This window comes from Pseudomonas pichavaramensis (assembly GCF_050473265.1).
Classification (GTDB): Bacteria; Pseudomonadota; Gammaproteobacteria; order Pseudomonadales; family Pseudomonadaceae; genus Aquipseudomonas.
In genome coordinates this window covers 196,750-216,277 of record NZ_JBJKFJ010000004.1, presented here as the reverse complement: position 1 = coordinate 216,277, position 19,528 = coordinate 196,750, and the positions used below count along the sequence as shown (strand labels likewise).

The 19,528-nt window shown below is 60.5% G+C and carries 17 protein-coding genes; 1 reads left to right on the top strand and 16 read right to left on the bottom strand.

Features of this window, described 5'->3' with window-relative positions:
* Positions 1 to 22: 22 nt before the first annotated feature.
* From htpG to ACJRW5_RS08685, 4 genes are all read right to left on the bottom strand, one after another.
* A complete protein-coding gene (gene htpG, locus ACJRW5_RS08700) occupies positions 23 to 1,921 on the bottom strand; it encodes a molecular chaperone HtpG (protein WP_484570125.1) in 1,899 nt (632 codons plus the stop codon).
* Positions 1,922 to 2,045: 124 nt separating this feature from the next.
* The gene (locus tag ACJRW5_RS08695; RefSeq protein WP_484570124.1) at positions 2,046 to 3,290 is read right to left on the bottom strand and encodes an MFS transporter; all 1,245 of its coding nucleotides are present in this window, start codon (positions 3,288 to 3,290) and stop codon (positions 2,046 to 2,048) included.
* 70 nt (positions 3,291 to 3,360) lie between these two features.
* Positions 3,361 to 3,807: a PaaI family thioesterase gene (locus ACJRW5_RS08690; protein ID WP_484570123.1), complete on the bottom strand. Its 447-nt coding sequence runs from the start codon at positions 3,805 to 3,807 to the stop codon at positions 3,361 to 3,363.
* A complete protein-coding gene (locus ACJRW5_RS08685; protein WP_484570122.1) occupies positions 3,804 to 4,283 on the bottom strand; it encodes a PaaI family thioesterase in 480 nt (159 codons plus the stop codon). The genes ACJRW5_RS08690 and ACJRW5_RS08685 overlap by 4 nt, the downstream gene beginning before the upstream one ends.
* A gap of 261 nt (positions 4,284 to 4,544) precedes the next feature.
* Here ACJRW5_RS08685 and ACJRW5_RS08680 point away from each other — a divergent pair, with 261 nt between their 5' ends.
* Positions 4,545 to 4,835: a hypothetical protein gene (locus ACJRW5_RS08680; RefSeq protein WP_484570121.1), complete on the top strand. Its 291-nt coding sequence runs from the start codon at positions 4,545 to 4,547 to the stop codon at positions 4,833 to 4,835.
* 42 nt (positions 4,836 to 4,877) lie between these two features.
* Here the strand turns inward: ACJRW5_RS08680 and ACJRW5_RS08675 are convergent, their stop codons facing one another.
* The 12 genes from ACJRW5_RS08675 to sdhC form a co-directional block, all read right to left on the bottom strand.
* A complete protein-coding gene (locus tag ACJRW5_RS08675) occupies positions 4,878 to 5,273 on the bottom strand; it encodes an MAPEG family protein (RefSeq protein WP_484570120.1) in 396 nt (131 codons plus the stop codon).
* Entirely contained in the window at positions 5,270 to 6,004 is a 735-nt protein-coding gene (locus ACJRW5_RS08670; RefSeq protein ID WP_484570119.1) for a DUF599 domain-containing protein, read from the bottom strand. Before ACJRW5_RS08670 ends, ACJRW5_RS08675 begins: the two co-directional genes overlap by 4 nt.
* A gap of 104 nt (positions 6,005 to 6,108) precedes the next feature.
* Positions 6,109 to 7,422, bottom strand: a complete 1,314-nt coding sequence (gene brnQ, locus ACJRW5_RS08665) for a branched-chain amino acid transport system II carrier protein (protein WP_484570118.1) — start codon at positions 7,420 to 7,422, stop codon at positions 6,109 to 6,111.
* Between the two features lie 354 nt (positions 7,423 to 7,776).
* On the bottom strand, positions 7,777 to 8,664 hold the full coding sequence (gene sucD, locus ACJRW5_RS08660) for a succinate--CoA ligase subunit alpha (protein ID WP_484570117.1): 888 nt from the start codon (positions 8,662 to 8,664) through the stop codon (positions 7,777 to 7,779).
* A complete protein-coding gene (gene sucC / locus ACJRW5_RS08655) occupies positions 8,664 to 9,830 on the bottom strand; it encodes an ADP-forming succinate--CoA ligase subunit beta (protein ID WP_484570116.1) in 1,167 nt (388 codons plus the stop codon). The genes sucD and sucC overlap by 1 nt, the downstream gene beginning before the upstream one ends.
* Before the next feature lie 245 nt (positions 9,831 to 10,075).
* Positions 10,076 to 11,512, bottom strand: coding sequence for a dihydrolipoyl dehydrogenase (lpdA, locus tag ACJRW5_RS08650; RefSeq protein ID WP_484570115.1), 1,437 nt, complete (start codon positions 11,510 to 11,512; stop codon positions 10,076 to 10,078).
* Positions 11,513 to 11,578: 66 nt separating this feature from the next.
* Entirely contained in the window at positions 11,579 to 12,805 is a 1,227-nt protein-coding gene (gene odhB / locus ACJRW5_RS08645; protein ID WP_484570114.1) for a 2-oxoglutarate dehydrogenase complex dihydrolipoyllysine-residue succinyltransferase, read from the bottom strand.
* Positions 12,806 to 12,869: 64 nt separating this feature from the next.
* Entirely contained in the window at positions 12,870 to 15,701 is a 2,832-nt protein-coding gene (locus ACJRW5_RS08640; protein WP_484570113.1) for a 2-oxoglutarate dehydrogenase E1 component, read from the bottom strand.
* Between the two features lie 250 nt (positions 15,702 to 15,951).
* On the bottom strand, positions 15,952 to 16,659 hold the full coding sequence (locus ACJRW5_RS08635) for a succinate dehydrogenase iron-sulfur subunit (RefSeq protein WP_484570112.1): 708 nt from the start codon (positions 16,657 to 16,659) through the stop codon (positions 15,952 to 15,954).
* Between the two features lie 11 nt (positions 16,660 to 16,670).
* Positions 16,671 to 18,443 (bottom strand): succinate dehydrogenase flavoprotein subunit, encoded by a 1,773-nt coding sequence (gene sdhA / locus ACJRW5_RS08630; protein WP_484570111.1) that lies wholly within the window; start codon positions 18,441 to 18,443, stop codon positions 16,671 to 16,673.
* Positions 18,444 to 18,446: 3 nt separating this feature from the next.
* Positions 18,447 to 18,815 (bottom strand): succinate dehydrogenase, hydrophobic membrane anchor protein, encoded by a 369-nt coding sequence (gene sdhD, locus ACJRW5_RS08625; protein ID WP_484570110.1) that lies wholly within the window; start codon positions 18,813 to 18,815, stop codon positions 18,447 to 18,449.
* Positions 18,809 to 19,183 carry a succinate dehydrogenase, cytochrome b556 subunit gene (gene sdhC, locus ACJRW5_RS08620; protein WP_484570109.1) on the bottom strand — a complete coding sequence of 125 codons (375 nt, stop codon included), beginning with the start codon at positions 19,181 to 19,183 and terminating at the stop codon, positions 18,809 to 18,811. Before sdhC ends, sdhD begins: the two co-directional genes overlap by 7 nt.
* Positions 19,184 to 19,528: the final 345 nt, after the last annotated feature.

Here is a 19,528-nt window from a genome sequence, read left to right as displayed (position 1 = left end):
GGCTTTCCACAAGCGTAGCCGGTCAGGCGGACAATTCCACCAACAGCTTGTTCAGGCGCTGCACGTATGCGGCAGGATCCTTGAGGCTGTCACCCGCCGCCAGCGCAGCCTGGTCGAAGAGGATGTGCGAGAGATCGGCGAAGCGATCTTCGTCCGGCTCGGCATCCAGGCGCTCGATCAGCGGGTGCCCCGGGTTGAACTCGAAGATCGGCTTGGAATCCGGCACCTTCTGCCCGCTGGCTTCGAGAATCTGGCGCATCTGCAGCCCCAGGTCCTGCTCGCCGATGGCCAGAATCGCCGGCGAATCGGTCAGACGGTGCGACACGCGCACCTCGGCGACCTGCTCACCGAGCGCGCCCTTGAGGCGCTCTACCAACCCCTCCTTGGCCTTGGCGACTTCTTCCTGGGCCTTCTTGTCCTCTTCCGAGTCCAGCGTGCCCAGGTCCAGATCACCGCGTGCCACGTCGACGAACTGCTTGCCGTCGAACTCGGTCAGGTAGCTCATCAGCCACTCGTCGATGCGGTCGGTGAGCAGCAGCACTTCGATGCCTTTCTTGCGGAAGACTTCCAGATGCGGGCTGTTCTTGATCTGCGCGTAGGATTCGCCAGTGAGGTAGTAAATCTTGTCCTGGCCGTCCTTGGTACGGGACAGGTAATCGGCCAGCGATACCGACTGCTCGTCGCCCTCACCAGTGGTAGAGGCGAAACGCAGCAGACCGGCAATCTTTTCCTTGTTGGCGAAGTCTTCTGCCGGGCCTTCCTTGAGTACCTGGCCGAAGGTCTTCCAGAAGCCCTTGTAGTCGTCCGGCTTGTCCTTGGCCAGCTTCTCCAGCATGTCCAGTACGCGCTTGGTCAGTGCCGACTTCATCGAGTCGATGACCGGGCCGGACTGCAGGATCTCACGAGAGACGTTGAGTGACAGGTCGTTGGAGTCGACCACGCCCTTGATGAAGCGCAGGTACAGCGGCAGGAACTGATCGGCCTGGTCCATGATGAACACGCGCTGCACATAGAGCTTGAGACCCTTGGGCGCTTCGCGCTGGTACAGATCGAACGGCGCGCGCGCCGGCACGTACAGCAGCGAGGTGTACTCCAGCTTGCCTTCGACCTTGTTGTGGCTCCAGCTCAGCGGATTCTCGAAGTCATGGCCGACGTGCTTGTAGAACTCCTGGTACTCCTCGTCCTTGATCTCGGTACGCGGACGCGTCCACAGCGCGCTGGCGCGGTTGACGGTTTCCCACTCCACTTCGGCCGCGGCTTCTTCGCCTTGCTGCTCCTTGGGCAACTCGATCGGCAGCGCGATGTGGTCGGAGTATTTCTTGACCACGTTACGCAGGCGCCAGCCGTCGGCGAACTCTTCTTCACCGCTCTTGAGGTGCAGCACGATGCGTGTACCGCGCTCGGCTTTTTCCACGGTCGCGATGTCGAACTCACCCTCGCCTTGCGACGCCCAGTGCACACCTTCAGCGGCGGGCAGGCCAGCACGGCGGGTAAACACCTCGACCTTGTCAGCGACGATGAACGCCGAGTAGAAGCCCACACCGAACTGACCGATCAGGTGCGAATCCTTCCTCTGGTCGCCGGAGAGGTTCTTCAGGAAGTCGGCGGTGCCGGACTTGGCGATGGTGCCGAGGTGGGCGATGACTTCATCGCGGCTCATGCCGATACCGTTGTCCTCGAGGGTAACGGTCTTGGCTTCCTTGTCGAAGGACAGGCGAATCTTCAGTTCGGCGCCGCCCTCGAGCAGCTCGGGCTTGGCCAGCGCCTCGAAACGCAGCTTGTCGGCCGCGTCGGAGGCGTTGGAAATCAACTCGCGCAGGAAGATTTCCTTGTTCGAGTACAGGGAATGGATCATCAGGTGCAGCAGCTGCTTCACCTCGGTCTGGAAGCCCAGGGTTTCTTTTTGAGTTTCCACACTCATGCTCTTCTACTCCATCTGCAGGACAGGAACCGCTTCAGCGGCGGATGTCATGCAGATGGGGGCAATCCGATGGATTTCAAGGGCCTAGGCTGTGCCGGCGTTTGCCACGCTGCAGCGTCGCTGCCTAGGGCTCGAGCAACTCCAGGCGAGCAATTTCCTGCGGCAGGAAACTGAAGCTGGCTTGACCGCCGCCGCTTCCCAACTGCTGATTGAGGCGGATGCTGCCATCGTCATCGACACCGACGAAGCGTCCTTCGACTGTGCCACCGTTGGCTCGGCTGAGGCGCATACTGAGGTTGCGATACTGCTCCGGATTGCGCTGCAGACGCGCCAGGCTGAAGCGCTGACGACGGTCAACCGGTCGACTGATGCGCTCCTCTCTGGGCGCGACTTCGGGCCGTTGCTGCGACTGCTCGGCAACTTTGGGCAGCGGAGGGAAGCGATCGCCCTCAACGACCCAGCCCTGGCTGGAGCGCTTGTGCAGGCGGATGGGCAGACGCTCGTCACGTTGATCAATCCGCGCCTCTAGCGCTAACTCCAGAGTGTCGCCCTGGAAAGTGAGTGGTGGCAACGTCAGGTTCTGTACATCACGACTGGCAAAGCGTCGCTGCAGATAGTCGTGCAGGACATAGGCAATGGTATCGCGCGAGTCGAAACGCAGATCGACCTGACCATCGGCGTAGCGCAGCCGGTCGCGATAAAGCTCTACCCTGCCACTCAGGCTGGTTTTGAAACGCGGCGGCAGTACCAGGTGGAAGTCCCCCACCAGGCGGTTCGGAGCCTGAGGCTGCAGATCCAGATGCAAGGTATAACCACGGCTCAGGCGGCGCGCCTCAGGCAAATCCTGCTCCGGAAGCAGCCAGCTCAGCTCGACTTCCGGCAAGTCGCCACTGTCCTGCGGCAGGACATCGACACGCACCGGGCCATCCACGGGCTGAGGCAGACGAATGCTCAACTCGCGCAACGCGAAAAAATCGAGCCCTTCACGAAGACTCAGCACGCCGTCGATCAGTTCGCCCTGCTGCGGACGGAATGGCTGACCATTGAGCTCCCCGGCCAGATCGATTGCCAGCTCGGCCGGAACCTGCACTTCAGGCTTCAGCCAGTCGAGGCTAGCGATTGCGGCAAGCCGCTCGGCATCCTTGCTGGCCAGCAGCGTCAGCCCGACTACCAGCGGGATCACACCCAGCCCGATCAGCATCATCGCGCTGCGCGCCCGCGCCCAGTGGCGCACGATATAGATCAGTGTGATCGGCGGCAGCAGGCTTCCCCAACCCCACAGCAGGCTGGTGGCAAATGCCCGCATCACCAGCCAGACCAGACCGGCCAGCATCAACAGCAGACCACCGATTATCAGCAACGCATCCATCTACAGATTCCTTGTCGTCATTTAGCTGCGCTGCCGATCAATCGTGCCGAGCAAGATCATCTCGACTGGCTCAGGGCTCGTCGACCTTGAAATGGGCTCGGGCGGTGGCAATCGGCTCGGTCTGGCTGGTCTGCCAGGCGTTGATCGCTACGTTGGCGACCCATCGCCCCTGGCGCCAGACCTGGCACTGCGCATAGGTGTCACGATAATGGCCGGCGCGCAGGTAATCTATCGAGAAGTCGATGATTTTCGGCAAATGTGGAATTCCCATGAACATCAGCAGATGCAACATCGCGGCATGCTCCATGAAGCCGGCGATCACCCCGCCATGCAAGGCCGGCAAGACCGGGTTGCCGATGCAGTCGTGATTGGCCGGCAAGCGAAACACCATGTCATCGCCCAGGCGCAGGCACTCGATGCCCAGCAGCTTGGCGTAGGGAATCAGATTGATCAGCGGATCGTAGTCATTTTGCTGATGCGCACGTGCCACCAGCTGTTCCAGGTTCAGCTCCGTCATGCCGCACCACCTTGCTGAGCGCTTTGCTGCAACTCGCCGCCAGCCTGCACAGACTTGCCCATGCGCATGAAGGCGCCGACTACATGGGCGATGGGTTGCGCCGGATCATCCTGATAGGCGTAACCACGCGTGAAGATCACATTGGGCGTCACACGATAACACTCGGCAAATCCGAACACGTCCTTGCCCGGCTCGGCCGGATGCATGTAGTCGATGCGCAGATCCAAGGTTGGGCAAATCTCGAATTCCGGCAATACGCAGACAGTTGAAATCCCACAAGTGGTGTCCATCAGCGTGGTGATCGCGCCGCCATGAACAACGCCCGTGTCGGGATTGCCGACAATATGCGCTGCATAAGGCAAACGCAGGATCAGCCCCTCGCCATCTGCCGACTCGACACTCATGCCGAGCACCTGACAATGGCGCAACGCAGAGAGAAACCGCTGCGCTCGCGCCAGGATCGATTGTTCACTCATTTTTCTACTCCCGACGCCGCCACCCTGAAATCGCAAAACAGCCCTGACCGCTCTGGAAGACAGCCGGGCGAAGCTTGGGCGAATGATTGGTTGGCTATGAAAAGGCTGCGCATCATAGCGTCTTGCACCTGGACTCTCACTCGTTCTGCCTCGCCGATTTACGGCGAAGGGAACTTGCACAGGGATTCGATGCTCAGAATGGGTGTGCGCTTTTGGGGTCAGCCCAGGCACCTAATAACTTTCACACATGGAGTGAAGACTGTGAACAAACCTCTGACTTATGCCCTTCTGCTTGCCACTGCCCTGGGTCTTGCTGCCTGCGAGAAAACCCCGGAAGACAAGATGGAGTCAGCCAAGGAGTCAGTCTCCGAAGCCATGGACAACTTGGGCGATGCCGCCAGCGAGACGGGTGAAGCCATCGAACAGAAAACCGACGAGGCCCTGGGCAACGAGCCCACTACCGGCGAAAAAATCGAAGATGCGGCCAGCGATGCGGCCGACGCCATCGAAGATGCTGGTGACGAGGCCAAAGACGCCGTTGACGGCCAGTAAAGCCTCAGCCGCAAACGAAAAGGCCCGCTATGCGGGCCTTTTTCATTTCAGGGCGGGGCTGATCATCAGCAACAGGCTGCAGGCCAGGCCAACCACCCAGACCAGACTGCGTTGCCAGTGCATATCCCACCAGTAGAACAGCATGTACAGCACACGACTGACGACGAAGGTCACCGCCAGAACATCGATCAGAAAACCATAGGTCTGCGTGACATGCGCCATCAGCACACCCACAGCGAACAGCGGAAAGGCCTCGATGCTGTTCAGATGCGCAGCCAGCGCACGCGCACCGAAACCGGTGAGTCGGGCCTGCTGAGCACGCGGATGACGGTTGTCATAGCGCCCACCGCCTTCCTCGGCCATGGCCTTGGCCACTGGTGCCTTGGCAATGAAGATCAACAAGGCGCTGATGAACACGCACCAGAATGGCAGGCTCATTCACTCTTCTCCTTGGCCACTTCAGCGGCCGGTGTCGGGGTATAGACCATCACTTCCAGCACATCCGAATGGAACTCGCGGCGGTAAAGAATCAACACCACCCCAGCGGTAATCAGCATGAAGAACCAGGGATTGATGAACCAGGCCAGTGTCGACATGCCGAAATAATAGGCGCGCAAACCGAAGTTGAACTGGTTGGCGGCCATCGAGATGACCCGCGCCGTACGCTCGGCGAACGCCTTGCGCTCCTGCTCGGTGACATGTCGTTCACCCACCATCGGCGCGGAACCCACCAGCACCGCGGCGAAGTTGTACTGGCGCATGCACCAGCTGAAGGTGAAGAAGGCGTAGACGAAAATCACCCCCAGGCACAGCAGCTTGATCTCGGACAGGCCGCGGCTGGCCTGTTGCACGAAGGGAATGTCGGCCAGCAGCGACAGCGCTCGATCCGAGGCACCAAGTACGGTGAGGATACCGGCCAGGATGATCAGCGTACTGGAGGCAAAGAACGAGGCATTGCGCTCCAGGTTGCCGATCACGTTGGCATCGGCAATGCGGTTTTCACGCAGCAACATGCGGCGCATCCAGTCTTCACGATACAGATGCAGCACGCTGGCCAGGCATGGCGTGGTGCGCCCCTTCCATGAAGCGTAACGGGTATAACCGCCCCAGCACAGAACGAACCAGAGCACCGCGAGAAGATGGGGCAGATAGGGATAGCTGTCGAACATGCCAACTCCTTGTATGACTGCCGCGAATTATAGCCAGAGCGCTGGATGACTTGTTCGACAAAAAGGCCGCCTCGTGGGCGGCCTTGCTTTGCTTGCAGTACGGCTCAGGCTGTCGCGCTCTGGCGCAGACCGAGAATACGATCCAGCAGTGCCACCAGTGCCAGCGTAATCGCGACCGGCACCAGCCAGCCGAGGCTCTGCCCGGCGAGCGGCAGTTGGCCGAACCATGCCGGAACCTTGTCGGCCCAAGGCGTGGCGGCAATACCATCGGCCACCCCGAAAATCAGCGTTACCGCCATCACGGGCACGAACACCAGGCGCTGAGAAACCCAGAGCCGATTGGCCAGGCTCAAAGCCACCAGCACGATCGCCAGTGGGTACAACCCCACCAATACCGGAATCGAAAAGCTGATCAGCTGGGTCAGGCCCTGATTGGCCACGATGAGGCTGAACAGGCCGAAGACGATGACCACGCTGCGATATGAGACCGGCAGCAGCTTGCTGAAGAACTCACCACAGGCGGTCAACAGACCGACTGCAGTGGTCAGGCAGGCCAGTGTGATGACCACCGCCAGCAGCAGGCTACCCGTGGTGCCGAACGTGTGCTGAACATAGGTAGTCAGCACCTGCACGCCGTTTTCTGCGTCGCCCGCGATGCCCTGGCTGGTGGCGCCCAGATAGAACAACGCCAGATACACCAGAGACAGGCCGATAGCAGCGATAACGCCGGCAATCACGGAATAACGCGTGACCAGGCCGGCATCGCTGACACCACGATCGCGAATGGCACTGGCGATGACGATGCCGAACACCAGCGCACCCAGGGTATCCATGGTCAGATAGCCCTGCAGAAAGCCCTGCACCAACGGCGCGTCACGATAGCTGTCCGCCACCACGCCAATCTCGCCAGCCGGCGCGAACAGCGCAGCGCCGCCCAGAACCAGCAGCGCGGCCAGCAGTACCGGCGTGATGAACTTGCCGATGCGGTCGACCAGTTGACCGGGGTTGAGCGAGAGGAAAAGCACAGCAGAGAAATAGGCCAGGGTGTAGATCAGCAGTGGTGTGCCTTCGTTACCGGCGAACGGCGCGATACCCATCTCGAATGACACCACCGCTGTACGTGGCGTGGCGAACAGTGGCCCGATAGCCAGATATACCGCCACTGCCAGAACTGCACCAGCGACCTTACCCAAGGGTGCAGTGAGCAGATCCATACCGCCACCGACACGGGCCAGGGCCACAACGGTCAGCAAGGGCAGGCCTACACCGGTCAGGAGAAAGCCGAGAGCGGCGGGCAACAGATTCGCACCGGCTGCCAGACCGGCGCTAGGGGGGAAAATGATGTTGCCAGCGCCGAGGAACAGCGCAAAAGTCATGAAACCAAGGGCCAGGAGATCCGAGCCTTTCAAACGAGTCATAGAGAGGAGTACCACAGGCAGAAAATCGAAGAGTTGCGGGGGTTTCCTGAAGGATCTGGGAAACGTCGCCCGAGCGTTTGGCTCGAACCACTGCGGGTATCGCCAGGCGCTTGTGGCACCACGGACACGATAAGGCGCGAATACTAACGAAAACGACGTAGCAGCAGCACAGTTGCCAGACAAGCTGTCGAACTGGCGTAACTGCCTGTCGCCTGAACAAAAGTTGCCGTGCCCCCCTGGCATCACACTTCACCCGCCGCGCGCTCTGGTGCTTCGTGCTCTTGTACAGAAAAGCATCGCCGCCAAAACAAAAAGGCCACCCGAAGGTGGCCTTTTTGCGAGAGTCAGCAACGCTTAGGCGTTTTTGACTTCCCAACCGGTCAGCTCGGCCAGGGCCTTGCCGATGTCGGCCAGGGAACGCACGGTTTTCACACCAGCGTCCTGCAGCGCAGCGAATTTCTCGTCTGCAGTGCCTTTGCCGCCGGAGATGATGGCGCCAGCGTGGCCCATGCGCTTGCCGGGAGGCGCAGTCACACCCGCGATGTAGGAAACTACAGGCTTGGTGACGTTGGCCTTGATGAAGGCAGCGGCTTCTTCTTCAGCGGAACCGCCGATCTCACCGATCATGACGATCGCTTCGGTCTTCGGATCGTCCTGGAACAGTTTCAGGATGTCGATGAAGTTGGAGCCCGGGATGGGGTCGCCACCGATGCCCACGCAGGTGGACTGGCCGAAGCCGGCGTCGGTGGTCTGCTTCACGGCTTCATAGGTCAGGGTGCCCGAACGGGACACGATGCCGACTTTGCCTGGCAGGTGAATGTGACCCGGCATGATGCCGATCTTGCACTCGCCGGGAGTGATCACGCCCGGGCAGTTCGGGCCGATCAGACGTACGCCCAGCTCGTCGCACTTGACCTTGGCTTCCAGCATGTCGATGGTCGGAATGCCTTCGGTGATGCAGACGATCAGCTTGATGCCGCCGTTGGCAGCTTCCAGGATCGAGTCCTTGCAGAACGGAGCCGGAACGTAGATCACGGACGCTTCAGCGCCGGTGGCTTCTACAGCTTCCTTGACGGTGTTGAACACCGGCAGGCCCAGGTGAGTGCTACCACCCTTGCCCGGAGTCACGCCGCCGACCATCTTGGTGCCGTAGGCGATCGCTTGTTCGCTGTGGAAGGTGCCCTGCGAGCCGGTGAAGCCCTGGCAGATGACCTTGGTGTCTTTATTGATCAGGATGCTCATTACTTACCCTCCGCGGCCTTGACGACTTGCTGGGCAGCGTCGGTCAGGCTGGTTGCCGCGATGATGTTCAGACCGCTGTCGGCCAGGACCTTGGCGCCCAGGTCAGCGTTGTTGCCTTCCAGACGGACGACCACCGGGATCTTCACGCCGACTTCTTTCACGGCGCCGATGATGCCTTCGGCAATCATGTCGCAACGAACGATACCGCCGAAGATGTTCACCAGAACGGCTTTGACGTTGTCATCGGAGAGGATGATCTTGAACGCTTCGGTCACGCGCTCTTTGGTCGCGCCACCACCTACGTCGAGGAAGTTGGCCGGCTGACCGCCGTGCAGGTTGACGATGTCCATGGTGCCCATGGCCAGGCCAGCGCCGTTGACCATGCAGCCAATGTTGCCTTCCAGCGCGACGTAGTTCAGTTCCCACTTCTGTGCATGGGCTTCACGTGGATCGTCCTGGGACGGATCGTGCATGGCGCGCAGCTTGGGCTGACGGTACATGGCGTTGGAGTCGATGTTGATCTTGGCGTCCAGGCAGTGCAGGTTGCCATCAGCCTTGATCACCAGCGGGTTCACTTCCAGCAGTGCCAGGTCGTAGTCCTGGAACAGTTTGGCCAGGCCAACGAAGATGTGGGTGAACTGCTTGATCTGATCGCCTTCCAGGCCCAGCTGGAATGCCAGCTCGCGACCCTGGTACGGCTGAGCGCCAACCAGCGGATCGATGGTGGCCTTGAGGATCTTCTCAGGGGTTTCGTGAGCCACTTTCTCGATGTCCACGCCACCTTCGGTGGAAGCCATGAACACGATGCGACGGCTGGAGCGGTCCACTACAGCGCCCAGGTACAGTTCCTTGGCGATGTCGGTGCAGGATTCGACCAGGATTTTGCTGACCGGCTGACCGTTGGCGTCAGTCTGGTAAGTCACCAGACGCTTGCCCAGCCAGTTGGCAGCGAAGGCCTTGGCGTCTTCTTTGCTCTTGACCAGCTTAACGCCACCGGCCTTACCGCGGCCACCAGCGTGGACCTGAGCCTTGACGACCCACTCGCTGCCACCGATTTTTTCGCAGGCTTCTGCGGCTTCTTCCGGGGTGTCTACCGCGAAGCCCTTGGATACAGGCAGGCCGTATTCAGCGAACAGCTGCTTACCCTGATACTCGTGAAGATTCATGCTTGTCTACCGTCTTCGTTTAGGTATTGCGCATTCGGCGCTGTACTTGTGATACCGCGCCACCTGTGACTGCCGAGGCAGTCCGCCAGGCATTCCGCAGCGAGTCGAGCTCGATGCGGGCCACCTGACGTGGTTCTGCTTGCAAACACCACCGCAGCGATGAGGCGATTACGCGACGCCCCGTCTACTGCAGCGGCTTACAACAACTACTCAGGTGGCCAGCCGCTGCCGGCCACCTTGCACGCTTAGCGCTTCTTGCGGTTGGCGATGTGGATCGCGCCACCGTTCACTGCCAGAGCCGCTTCATGCAGCGCTTCGGACAGAGTCGGGTGGGAGAAGACCATCATGCCTAGGTCTTCGGCGCTGGTGCCGAATTCCATACCGATGGCGCCCTGCTGAACCAGTTCAGCAGCGCTTGGGCCAATCACGTGAACGCCCAGTACGCGGTCGGTATTGGCATCGGCGATGACCTTGACCAGGCCGCCGGTGTCGTTGGCTGCCATGGCGCGGCCGCTGGCAGCGAACGGGAAGGTACCGATGTTGACGGCAACGCCCTCGCCTTTCAGCTGCTGCTCGGTCTTGCCGACCCATGCAATTTCCGGATGGGTGTAGATCACGGATGGGATCAGGTCGTAGTTCATCTGAGCCTTGTGGCCAGCGATGCGCTCGGCAACCATCACGCCCTCTTCCGAGGCCTTGTGCGCGAGCATCGCGCCACGTACCACGTCACCGATGGCATAGACGCCCGGAACGCTGGTTTCGCACTGATCGTTGACGTAGATGAAACCACGCTCGTCCAGATCGACGCCACTGTCGGCGGCCAGCAGATCGGTGGTCACCGGGCGGCGGCCCACGGCCACGATCAGCTTGTCGAACACCATCTTCTGCTCGCCATTGGCGTCAGTGAAGTTGACGGTGACCTGCTTCTTCTTGACTTCCGAACCGGTGACGCGAGCGCCCAGGCGGATATCCAGGCCCTGCTTGGTCAGGGTCTTCTGCGCTTCTTTGGCGATCTGCTCGTCGGCAGCGGCGAGGAACTTGTCCATCGCTTCCAGCACGGTGACTTCAGCACCCAGGCGAGCCCATACCGAGCCCAGTTCCAGGCCGATCACACCAGCGCCGATAACGCCCAGTTTCTTCGGTACGCTCTGGAATTCCAGGGCGCCAGTGGAGTCGACGATGACGTCCTGATCGACCGGAGCTGGCGGGATTTCGACCGGCTTGGAGCCCGAAGCGATGATCACGTGAGCCGCTTCAACCACCTGGCTTTTGCCGTCGCTGCCGGTGACTTCAACCTGCTTGCCGGCCAGCAGTTTGCCGTGGCCTTCGAGCAGGGTCACGCCATTGGCCTTGAACAGGCCGGCAACACCACCAGTGAGGTTCTTGATGATGGTGTTCTTGCGCGCCACCATGGCCGGAACGTCGATGGTCACGCCCTTGGCTTCGATCCCGTGTACGGCAAAGCCTTCTTTCGCTTCATGGTACTTCCAGGAGCTGTCCAGCAGCGCCTTGGACGGAATGCAACCGACGTTCAGGCAAGTGCCGCCGAGAGCGACCTTGCCGTCCTTGCCCTGGTACTTCTCGATGCAGGCAGTCTTCAGGCCGAGTTGCGCTGCTTTGATGGCGGCTACATAGCCACCAGGGCCGGCACCGATGACTACCACGTCGAATTTCTGGGTCATAACGTATTCCTTCTCGAATAAACCGGACGGCCCTGAGAACAGGGCCGCCGTGGAGGAGACTGGCTTTTAGATTTCCAGCAGCAGGCGAGCCGGGTCTTCAAGCAAGTTTTTGATGGTCACCAGGAAGGTCACGGCTTCCTTACCATCGATCAGGCGGTGGTCGTAAGACAGCGCCAGGTACATCATCGGACGGATCACCACCTGACCGTTGATGGCCATCGGACGCTGAACGATGTTGTGCATGCCCAGGATCGCAGCCTGCGGCGGGTTGACGATCGGGGTCGACATCATCGAACCGAAGGTACCACCGTTGGTGATGGTGAAGGTGCCACCGGTCATTTCTTCGATCGACAGTTTGCCGTCTTTGGCTTTCTTGCCGAAGGTGGCGATGCCGCTTTCGATTTCAGCCAGGCTCATTTGCTCGGCGTTGCGCAGTACCGGCACCACCAGGCCACGATCGCTGGACACGGCAACACCGATGTCGGCGTAGCCGTGGTAAACGATGTCGTTGCCGTCGATGGAGGCGTTGACTGCCGGGAAACGCTTCAGCGCTTCGGTAGCCGCCTTGACGAAGAACGACATGAAGCCCAGACGCACGCCGTTGTGGGACTTCTCGAACAGGTCCTTGTACTTCGAACGCAGCGCCATAACTTCGGTCATGTCGACTTCGTTGAAGGTGGTCAGCATGGCCATGGTGGACTGAGCTTCGACCAGGCGCTCGGCAATCTTGGCGCGCAGGCGGGTCATCGGCACACGCTTCTCGGTACGATCACCGGTAGCAACTACAGCAGCGGCAGCGGCCGGGGCGGCGGCTGGCTTGGCAGCAGCAGCTGGGGCGTTTTTCTTGGCTTCAACAGCGGCGACCACGTCTTCCTTGGTCACACGACCACCTTTACCGGTGCCGGCGATGCTGTTCGGGTCGATACCGTTTTCTTCGGCCAGCTTGCGCGCGGCCGGCGAAAGGATGGCGTCGTCACCAGCGGCGGCAGCCGGCGCGGCGGCTTGAGCCGGTGCAGCAGCGGCCGGAGCGGCAGCCGGAGCAGCGGCAGCAGCGCCACCTTCGGTCAGCTTGCCCAGCAGCTCGTTGGAAAGAACGGTGTCGCCTTCGTTCTTGATGATTTCAGCCAGGACACCATCGGCCTCGGCCAGGACTTCGATCACCACCTTGTCGGTTTCGATGTCAACGATCAGCTCATCGCGCTTGACCGCTTCGCCCGGCTTCTTGTGCCAGGTGGCCACGGTGCCGTCGGCAACCGATTCCGGGAAGGTTGGGGCTTTGATCTCGATAGCCATTGTATGCGTTTCCTTAAATTCGGTTTACCGGTAGGCGGCACCTGCCACCTACCGGATGAAGGCGTTAAACAGTAAAGGCGTCCTGCAGCAGTTTTTCCTGCTGCTCGGCGTGCATCGAGGCGTAACCGCAAGCCGGCGCTGCCGAGGCATCACGGCCAGCGTACTCGAGGAACAGAGCCTTCTTGTGCGCAGTGGCGACGCGACGCATGTGATGCTGACTGCAGTACCAGGCGCCCTGGTTCATCGGCTCTTCCTGACACCAGACGATGTGCTTGAGGTTCTTGTACTGCGACAGAACTTCGGCCAGATCGTCTTCCGGGAACGGATAGAGCTGCTCGATACGCACGATGGCGATGTCTTCGCGGTTCTCGGCACGGCGCTTCTCCAGCAGGTCGTAGTAGACCTTGCCGCTGCACAACACCACGCGCTCGACCTTCTTCGGATCGAGAGCGTCGATTTCTGGAATAACGGTCTGGAACGAGCCTTCGGCCAGATCGTCCAGAGTCGAGATGGCCAGCTTGTGGCGCAGCAGCGACTTCGGCGTCAGCACGACCAGCGGCTTACGCAGCGGACGGATCACCTGACGGCGCAGCATGTGGTAGACCTGAGCCGGGGTGGTCGGCACGCACACCTGCATGTTGTGCTCTGCGCACAGCTGCAGATAACGCTCCAGACGCGCCGAGCTGTGCTCAGGCCCCTGCCCTTCATAGCCATGCGGCAACAGAACGGTCAGACCACAGAGGCGGCCCCACTTGGTTTCACCACTGGAGATGAACTGGTCGAACACCACCTGGGCACCGTTGGCGAAGTCACCGAACTGCGCTTCCCAGATCACCAGCGCATTCGGCGTGGTGGTGGAGTAACCGTACTCGAAGGCCAGTACTGCTTCCTCGGAGAGGTAGGAGTCGTACAGCTCGAACTGCGGCTGACCCTCGTACAGGTTCTTCAGCGGAACGTAGGCGCTGGCGTCCTTCTGGTTGTGCAGCACCGCGTGGCGGTGCGAGAAGGTGCCACGACCGATGTCCTGACCGGTCATACGGATCGGGTGACCTTCGACCAGCAGGGTGGCGTAAGCCATGGTCTCGGCGAAGCCCCAGTTGATCGGCAAGCCACCGGCGCCCATCTTCTGACGATCTTCGAGAATCTTCGAGACCTGACGCTGAACGACGAAGCCTTCTGGAATTTCCAGCAGCTTGGAGGACAGATCCTGCAGGGTCTTCAGATCGAAGCGGGTGTCGTGACGCGCGGTCCAGGCGTGGCCCAGATACGGACGCCAGTCGACGAACAGCTCCTTGTTGGGTTCCTTGACCAGGCTCTTGACCACGTGCTGACCGTTATCCAGCGCAGTACGGTAATCGTCGATCTTGGCCTGCACCTCATCACTGCTCTGTGCCCCGGCCGCGACCAGGGAGTCGGCATACAGTTCACGGGTGGTGCGCTGCTTGGAGATCTGCTGATACATCAGCGGCTGAGTACCACTCGGCTCGTCGGCCTCGTTGTGGCCGCGACGACGGTAGCAGACCAGGTCGATGACCACATCGCGCTTGTACTGCATGCGGTAGTCGACAGCCAGCTGGGTGACGAACAGTACGGCTTCCGGATCATCGCCATTCACATGGAAGATCGGCGCCTGGATCATCTTCGCCACGTCGGTAGCGTACTCGGTGGAGCGCGCATCTTCCGGACGGCTGGTGGTGAAGCCTACCTGGTTGTTGATCACGATATGGATGGTGCCGCCAGTCTTGTAGCCGCGGGTCTGCGACATCTGGAAGGTTTCCATGACCACACCCTGACCGGCGAAGGCCGCGTCACCGTGGATGGAAATCGGCAGTACCTTGTCACCCGAAGCGTCGCTGCGACGGTCCTGACGAGCACGTACCGAACCCTCGACCACTGGAGAGACGATTTCCAGGTGCGACGGGTTGAACGCCAACGCCAGGTGCACTTCGCCACCCTGGGTCATCACGTTGGACGAGAAGCCCTGGTGATATTTCACGTCACCGGAGGACAGGCCCTCGGTCTTCTTGCCTTCGAACTCGTCGAACAGGTCGCGCGGGTTCTTGCCGAAGGTGTTGACCAGAACGTTGAGGCGGCCGCGGTGGGCCATGCCGATAACGATTTCCTTGGTGCCGTAGGACCCGGAACGCTGGATGATTTCGTCCAGCAGCGGGATCAGACTCTCGCCGCCTTCCAGACCGAAACGCTTGGTGCCCGGGTACTTGGTGCCCAGGTATTTTTCCAGACCTTCGGCAGCGGTCACGCGCTCGAGCACGTGCGCCTGCACCTCGGCGGAAAACTGCGGACGACCACGCACGCTTTCCAGGCGCTGGGCAAACCAGTTGCGCTGGCCGGAATCGACGATATGGGTGAACTCGGCACCGATGGTGCGACAATATGTCTGCTGCAGCGCATCGCGAATTTCGCGTAGCGTTGCTTCTTCTTTGCCGATGTACAGTTCGCCGGTGCGGAAAGTGGTGTCCAGGTCAGCATCGGTCAAACCATAGTGGTTGATCGACAGATCAGACGGCGCAGTACGAACCCACAGACCCAAGGGATCGAGCTGGGCAGCCTGATGGCCACGCATGCGGTAGGCCTGGATCAGGCGCAGCACTTCCACCTGCTTCTTCTCATGCTCGCTGCTGACGGCCCCGGCGGAAACCGGCTGAGCACGACGCGCATTCTTGGCGAGCAGGATGAAGTGATCTCGAATGGTCGAGTGCGATACGTCCGTGGCAGTACTGCCGTCGGTCGGTAGCTTCTGGAAGTAAGTGCGCCACTCTTCTGGCACAGCGTTGGGATCGTGCAGGTAGAGCTCGTAGAGCTCTTCCACGTAGGCAGCGTTGCCACCGGATAGGTGGGCACTGTCCCACATGCGCTGCATCACGCTTTCTTGCATGCTTGGTCACCCTCGGTAAGGGGACACCACCGGCGTGAAATCCGCATGGCCCGATCAAAAGTCATGATGCTGCGACTCCGATAAAGCCACTTGGGTTCCCGCAGATAGTCCGGGTACCAGCCCGGATGCCCCTGCTGGTCGTCATATTTTTCGAGTATGAGCCGCGGCTTTGTGGGCTGCGGCTCTGGCTTTACTGCGAGGCCAGCCCTGAGCCGGACTCGCAGGTGTTACAGGTATAGCAACTTGCGAATCAGGTACCGCTCTGCAGCAGCATGTTGCGTACGTGACCGATGGCCTTGGTCGGGTTCAGACCTTTCGGGCAAACATTCACGCAGTTCATGATGCCGCGGCAGCGGAATACGCTGAACGGGTCATCCAGCGAAGCCAGACGTTCGGTGGTCTTGGTGTCGCGGCTGTCGGCCAGGAAACGGTAGGCCTGCAGCAGCGCAGCGGGACCGAGGAACTTGTCGGGGTTCCACCAGAAGGACGGGCAGCTGGTCGAGCAGCAAGCGCACAGGATGCACTCGTACAGACCGTCGATCTTCTCGCGATCAGCCGGGCTCTGCAGACGCTCGATGGCCGGAGCCGGCGTATCGTTCTGCAGGAACGGCTGCACCTTCTCGTACTGCTTGTAGAAGATGCTCATATCAACCACCAGGTCACGAATGACCGGCAGACCCGGCAGCGGACGGATCACCAGCTTGCCACCCTTGAGCCCGGCAGCGGACAGCGGAGTGATACAGGCCAGGCCATTCTTGCCGTTGATGTTCATGCCATCGGAGCCGCAAACGCCTTCGCGGCAGGAGCGACGATAGGAGAAACCCTCGTCCTGCTCCTTGATCAGCGCCAGCACGTCGAGGACCATGATGTCCTTGCCGTGCGTATCAACCTGGAAGTCCTGCATGAAGGGCGCAGCGTCCTTCTCCGGGTTGTAGCGATAAACACTGACTTGCAACATATCGGTCACCCTTAATAAGTCCGAACCTTGGGTTCAAACGCCGGAACGGTCTTCGGCGCGAAGTTGACGTCACGCTTGGTTACGCGCTTCTCGCCCGGGAAGTAGAGCGAGTGGCACAGCCAGTTCTGGTCGTCACGCTCTTCGAAGTCCTCACGAGCGTGAGCACCACGGGACTCCTTGCGGGTTTCGGCAGCGATGGCGGTCGCTTCAGCCACTTCGAGCAGGTTCTGCAGTTCCAGCGCTTCGATACGCGCGGTGTTGAAGGCCTGGCTCTTGTCGGCAATCTTGACCTTGGCGATGCGCTCGCGCAGGTCGGCCAGCTGAGCGATACCCTTCTGCATGTATTCGCCAGTACGGAACACGCCGAAGTAGTTCTGCATGCACTGCTGCAGCTCACGCTTGAGCGGGGCAACGTCTTCACCAGTGGTGCGCTCGTTGACGCCGGACAGACGCGCCAGCGACTGCTCGATGTCGGTCTCGCTGGCACCGCGGGTTTCGACACCCTCCTTGAGGGCTTTTTCCAGGTGCAGACCGGCAGCGCGGCCGAATACCACCAGGTCGAGCAGCGAGTTGCCGCCCAGACGGTTGGCACCGTGTACCGATACGCAAGCCACTTCACCTACCGCGAACAGACCTTCGATGATCTTGTCGTTGCCGGTGGCGTCCTGGGTGATGGCCTGACCATGAATGTTGGTGGCGATGCCGCCCATCATGTAGTGGCAGGTCGGGATAACCGGAATCGGCGCAACCACCGGGTCGACGTGAGCGAAGGTCTTGGACAGTTCGCAGATGCCCGGCAGACGGCTGTGCAGCACTTCTTCGCCGAGGTGGTCGAGCTTCAGCAGTACGTGGTCCTTGTTCGGGCCCACGCCGTTGCCGGCGATGACTTCCTTGACCATGGAACGGGCAACCACGTCGCGACCGGCCAGGTCTTTGGCGTTCGGAGCGTAACGCTCCATGAAGCGCTCGCCATGGGCGTTGATCAGGTAACCACCCTCACCACGGCAGCCTTCAGTGACCAGCACACCAGCGCCGGCGATACCGGTCGGGTGGAACTGCCACATTTCGATGTCCTGCACCGGCACGCCGGCACGCAGGGCCATGCCCACGCCGTCACCGGTGTTGATCAGGGCGTTGGTGGTGGAGGCGTAGATACGGCCGGCACCGCCAGTGGCCAGAACCACGGCCTTGGAACGGATGTAGACGGTCTCGCCTGTCTCGATGCAGATGGCGATGACACCGACGATGGCGCCGTCCTGGTTCTTCACCAGGTCAACGGCGTACCACTCGTTGAGGAACGAGGTACCGGCTTTCAGGTTGGCCTGATACAGGGTGTGCAGCAGGGCGTGACCGGTACGGTCAGCCGCGGCACAGGTACGGGCAGCCTGGGTCGGGTTCTCCGGGCCCTTGGACTGACCACCGAACGGACGCTGGTAGATGCGGCCTTGCTCGGTACGGGAGAACGGCAGACCCATGTGCTCGAGCTCGAACACGGCTTCCGGGCCCACGGAACACATGTATTCGATAGCGTCCTGGTCTCCGATGTAGTCGGAACCCTTGACGGTATCGTACATGTGCCAGCGCCAGTCATCGTTCGGGTCGGCCGACGCGATGGCGCAGGTGATGCCACCCTGAGCGGATACGGTGTGCGAACGGGTCGGGAACACCTTGGTGACCACGGCGGTCTTGTGGCCGCCCTGAGCCAATTGCAGCGCAGCGCGCATACCTGCGCCGCCGCCACCTACGATGATGGCGTCATAAGAAAGAGTACGGATGCTAGCCATGAATCAGAAACCCCACAGAATCTGCACGCCCCAGACGAAAAACGCGAACATGGCAATGCCACACGCAGCCTGGAACAGGAAACGCACAACGGTCGCCGACTTGCCCAGCGCCATCGGCGTCAGGTAGTCAGTGGAGATGGTCCACATGCCGACCCAGGCGTGCACACTGAGTGCAACCAGCGCCAGCAGACTGAAGATGCGCATTGCGGTATTGGAGAACAGGCCGTGCCATTCGGCGTAGCCCATGCCCGGATTGCAGATCACATAGCCCAGCAGAAACAGCGTGTAAGCCGCGAGAACGACCGCAGAAACGCGTTGCGCCATCCAGTCATAGAGGCCCGAACGCGAGAAGTTGGTGACATTAGTTACCATATCCATACCCCCAGCAGCACGATCACGATCGCAGCAACAGCGATGACAATTTTCGAGCCCAGCTTGCCGCCTTCCAGCGTCTCACCGATGCCCACGTCCATGATCAAGTGGCGCACACCGGCCACCAGGTGGTACAGCAGAGCGGACAGAAGACCCCAGATCACGAACTTGGCCAGCGGACTGGTCAGGCATTCCTTCACCTGGGCGAAGCCCTCCTCGGACGTCAGCGACTTGTCGAGACCGAACAGCAGAATGGCGATACCGACAAAGAGGATGACACCGGAGATACGGTGAAGAATGGAGGTGTAAGCGGTGACTGGGAGCTTGATAGTCCTAAGGTCTAGGTTTACAGGTCGTTGGCTATTCACGGCTTTTTATCACACTGAGAGCCCCTAAACTTCAGGGCAAAGTTGTTGGGAAGTGCACTGGTCAGGTACCCATCACCCAAGGAGTGACGACCGCCTATACAGGGCGGCTAAACCCCCAGCGGTCGGGCGCAGAGTATAGACAGTTAGCAGACTAATGACAATGCAATGCCCTACCCCAAAAAGCGCATTGCAGCCTTTAAATAAAAGGCGTAAATAGCGGCCTTTTTTCATTGAAAACCCCGCCTAAACCCTTCTACTACCTAGGTTCTCGCAAATTGACTTTAGGATTTATCCCACTATAGTGGTGCGGGCCCTGCGTGGGGGGTCGTCTGATGACTTCAAGCA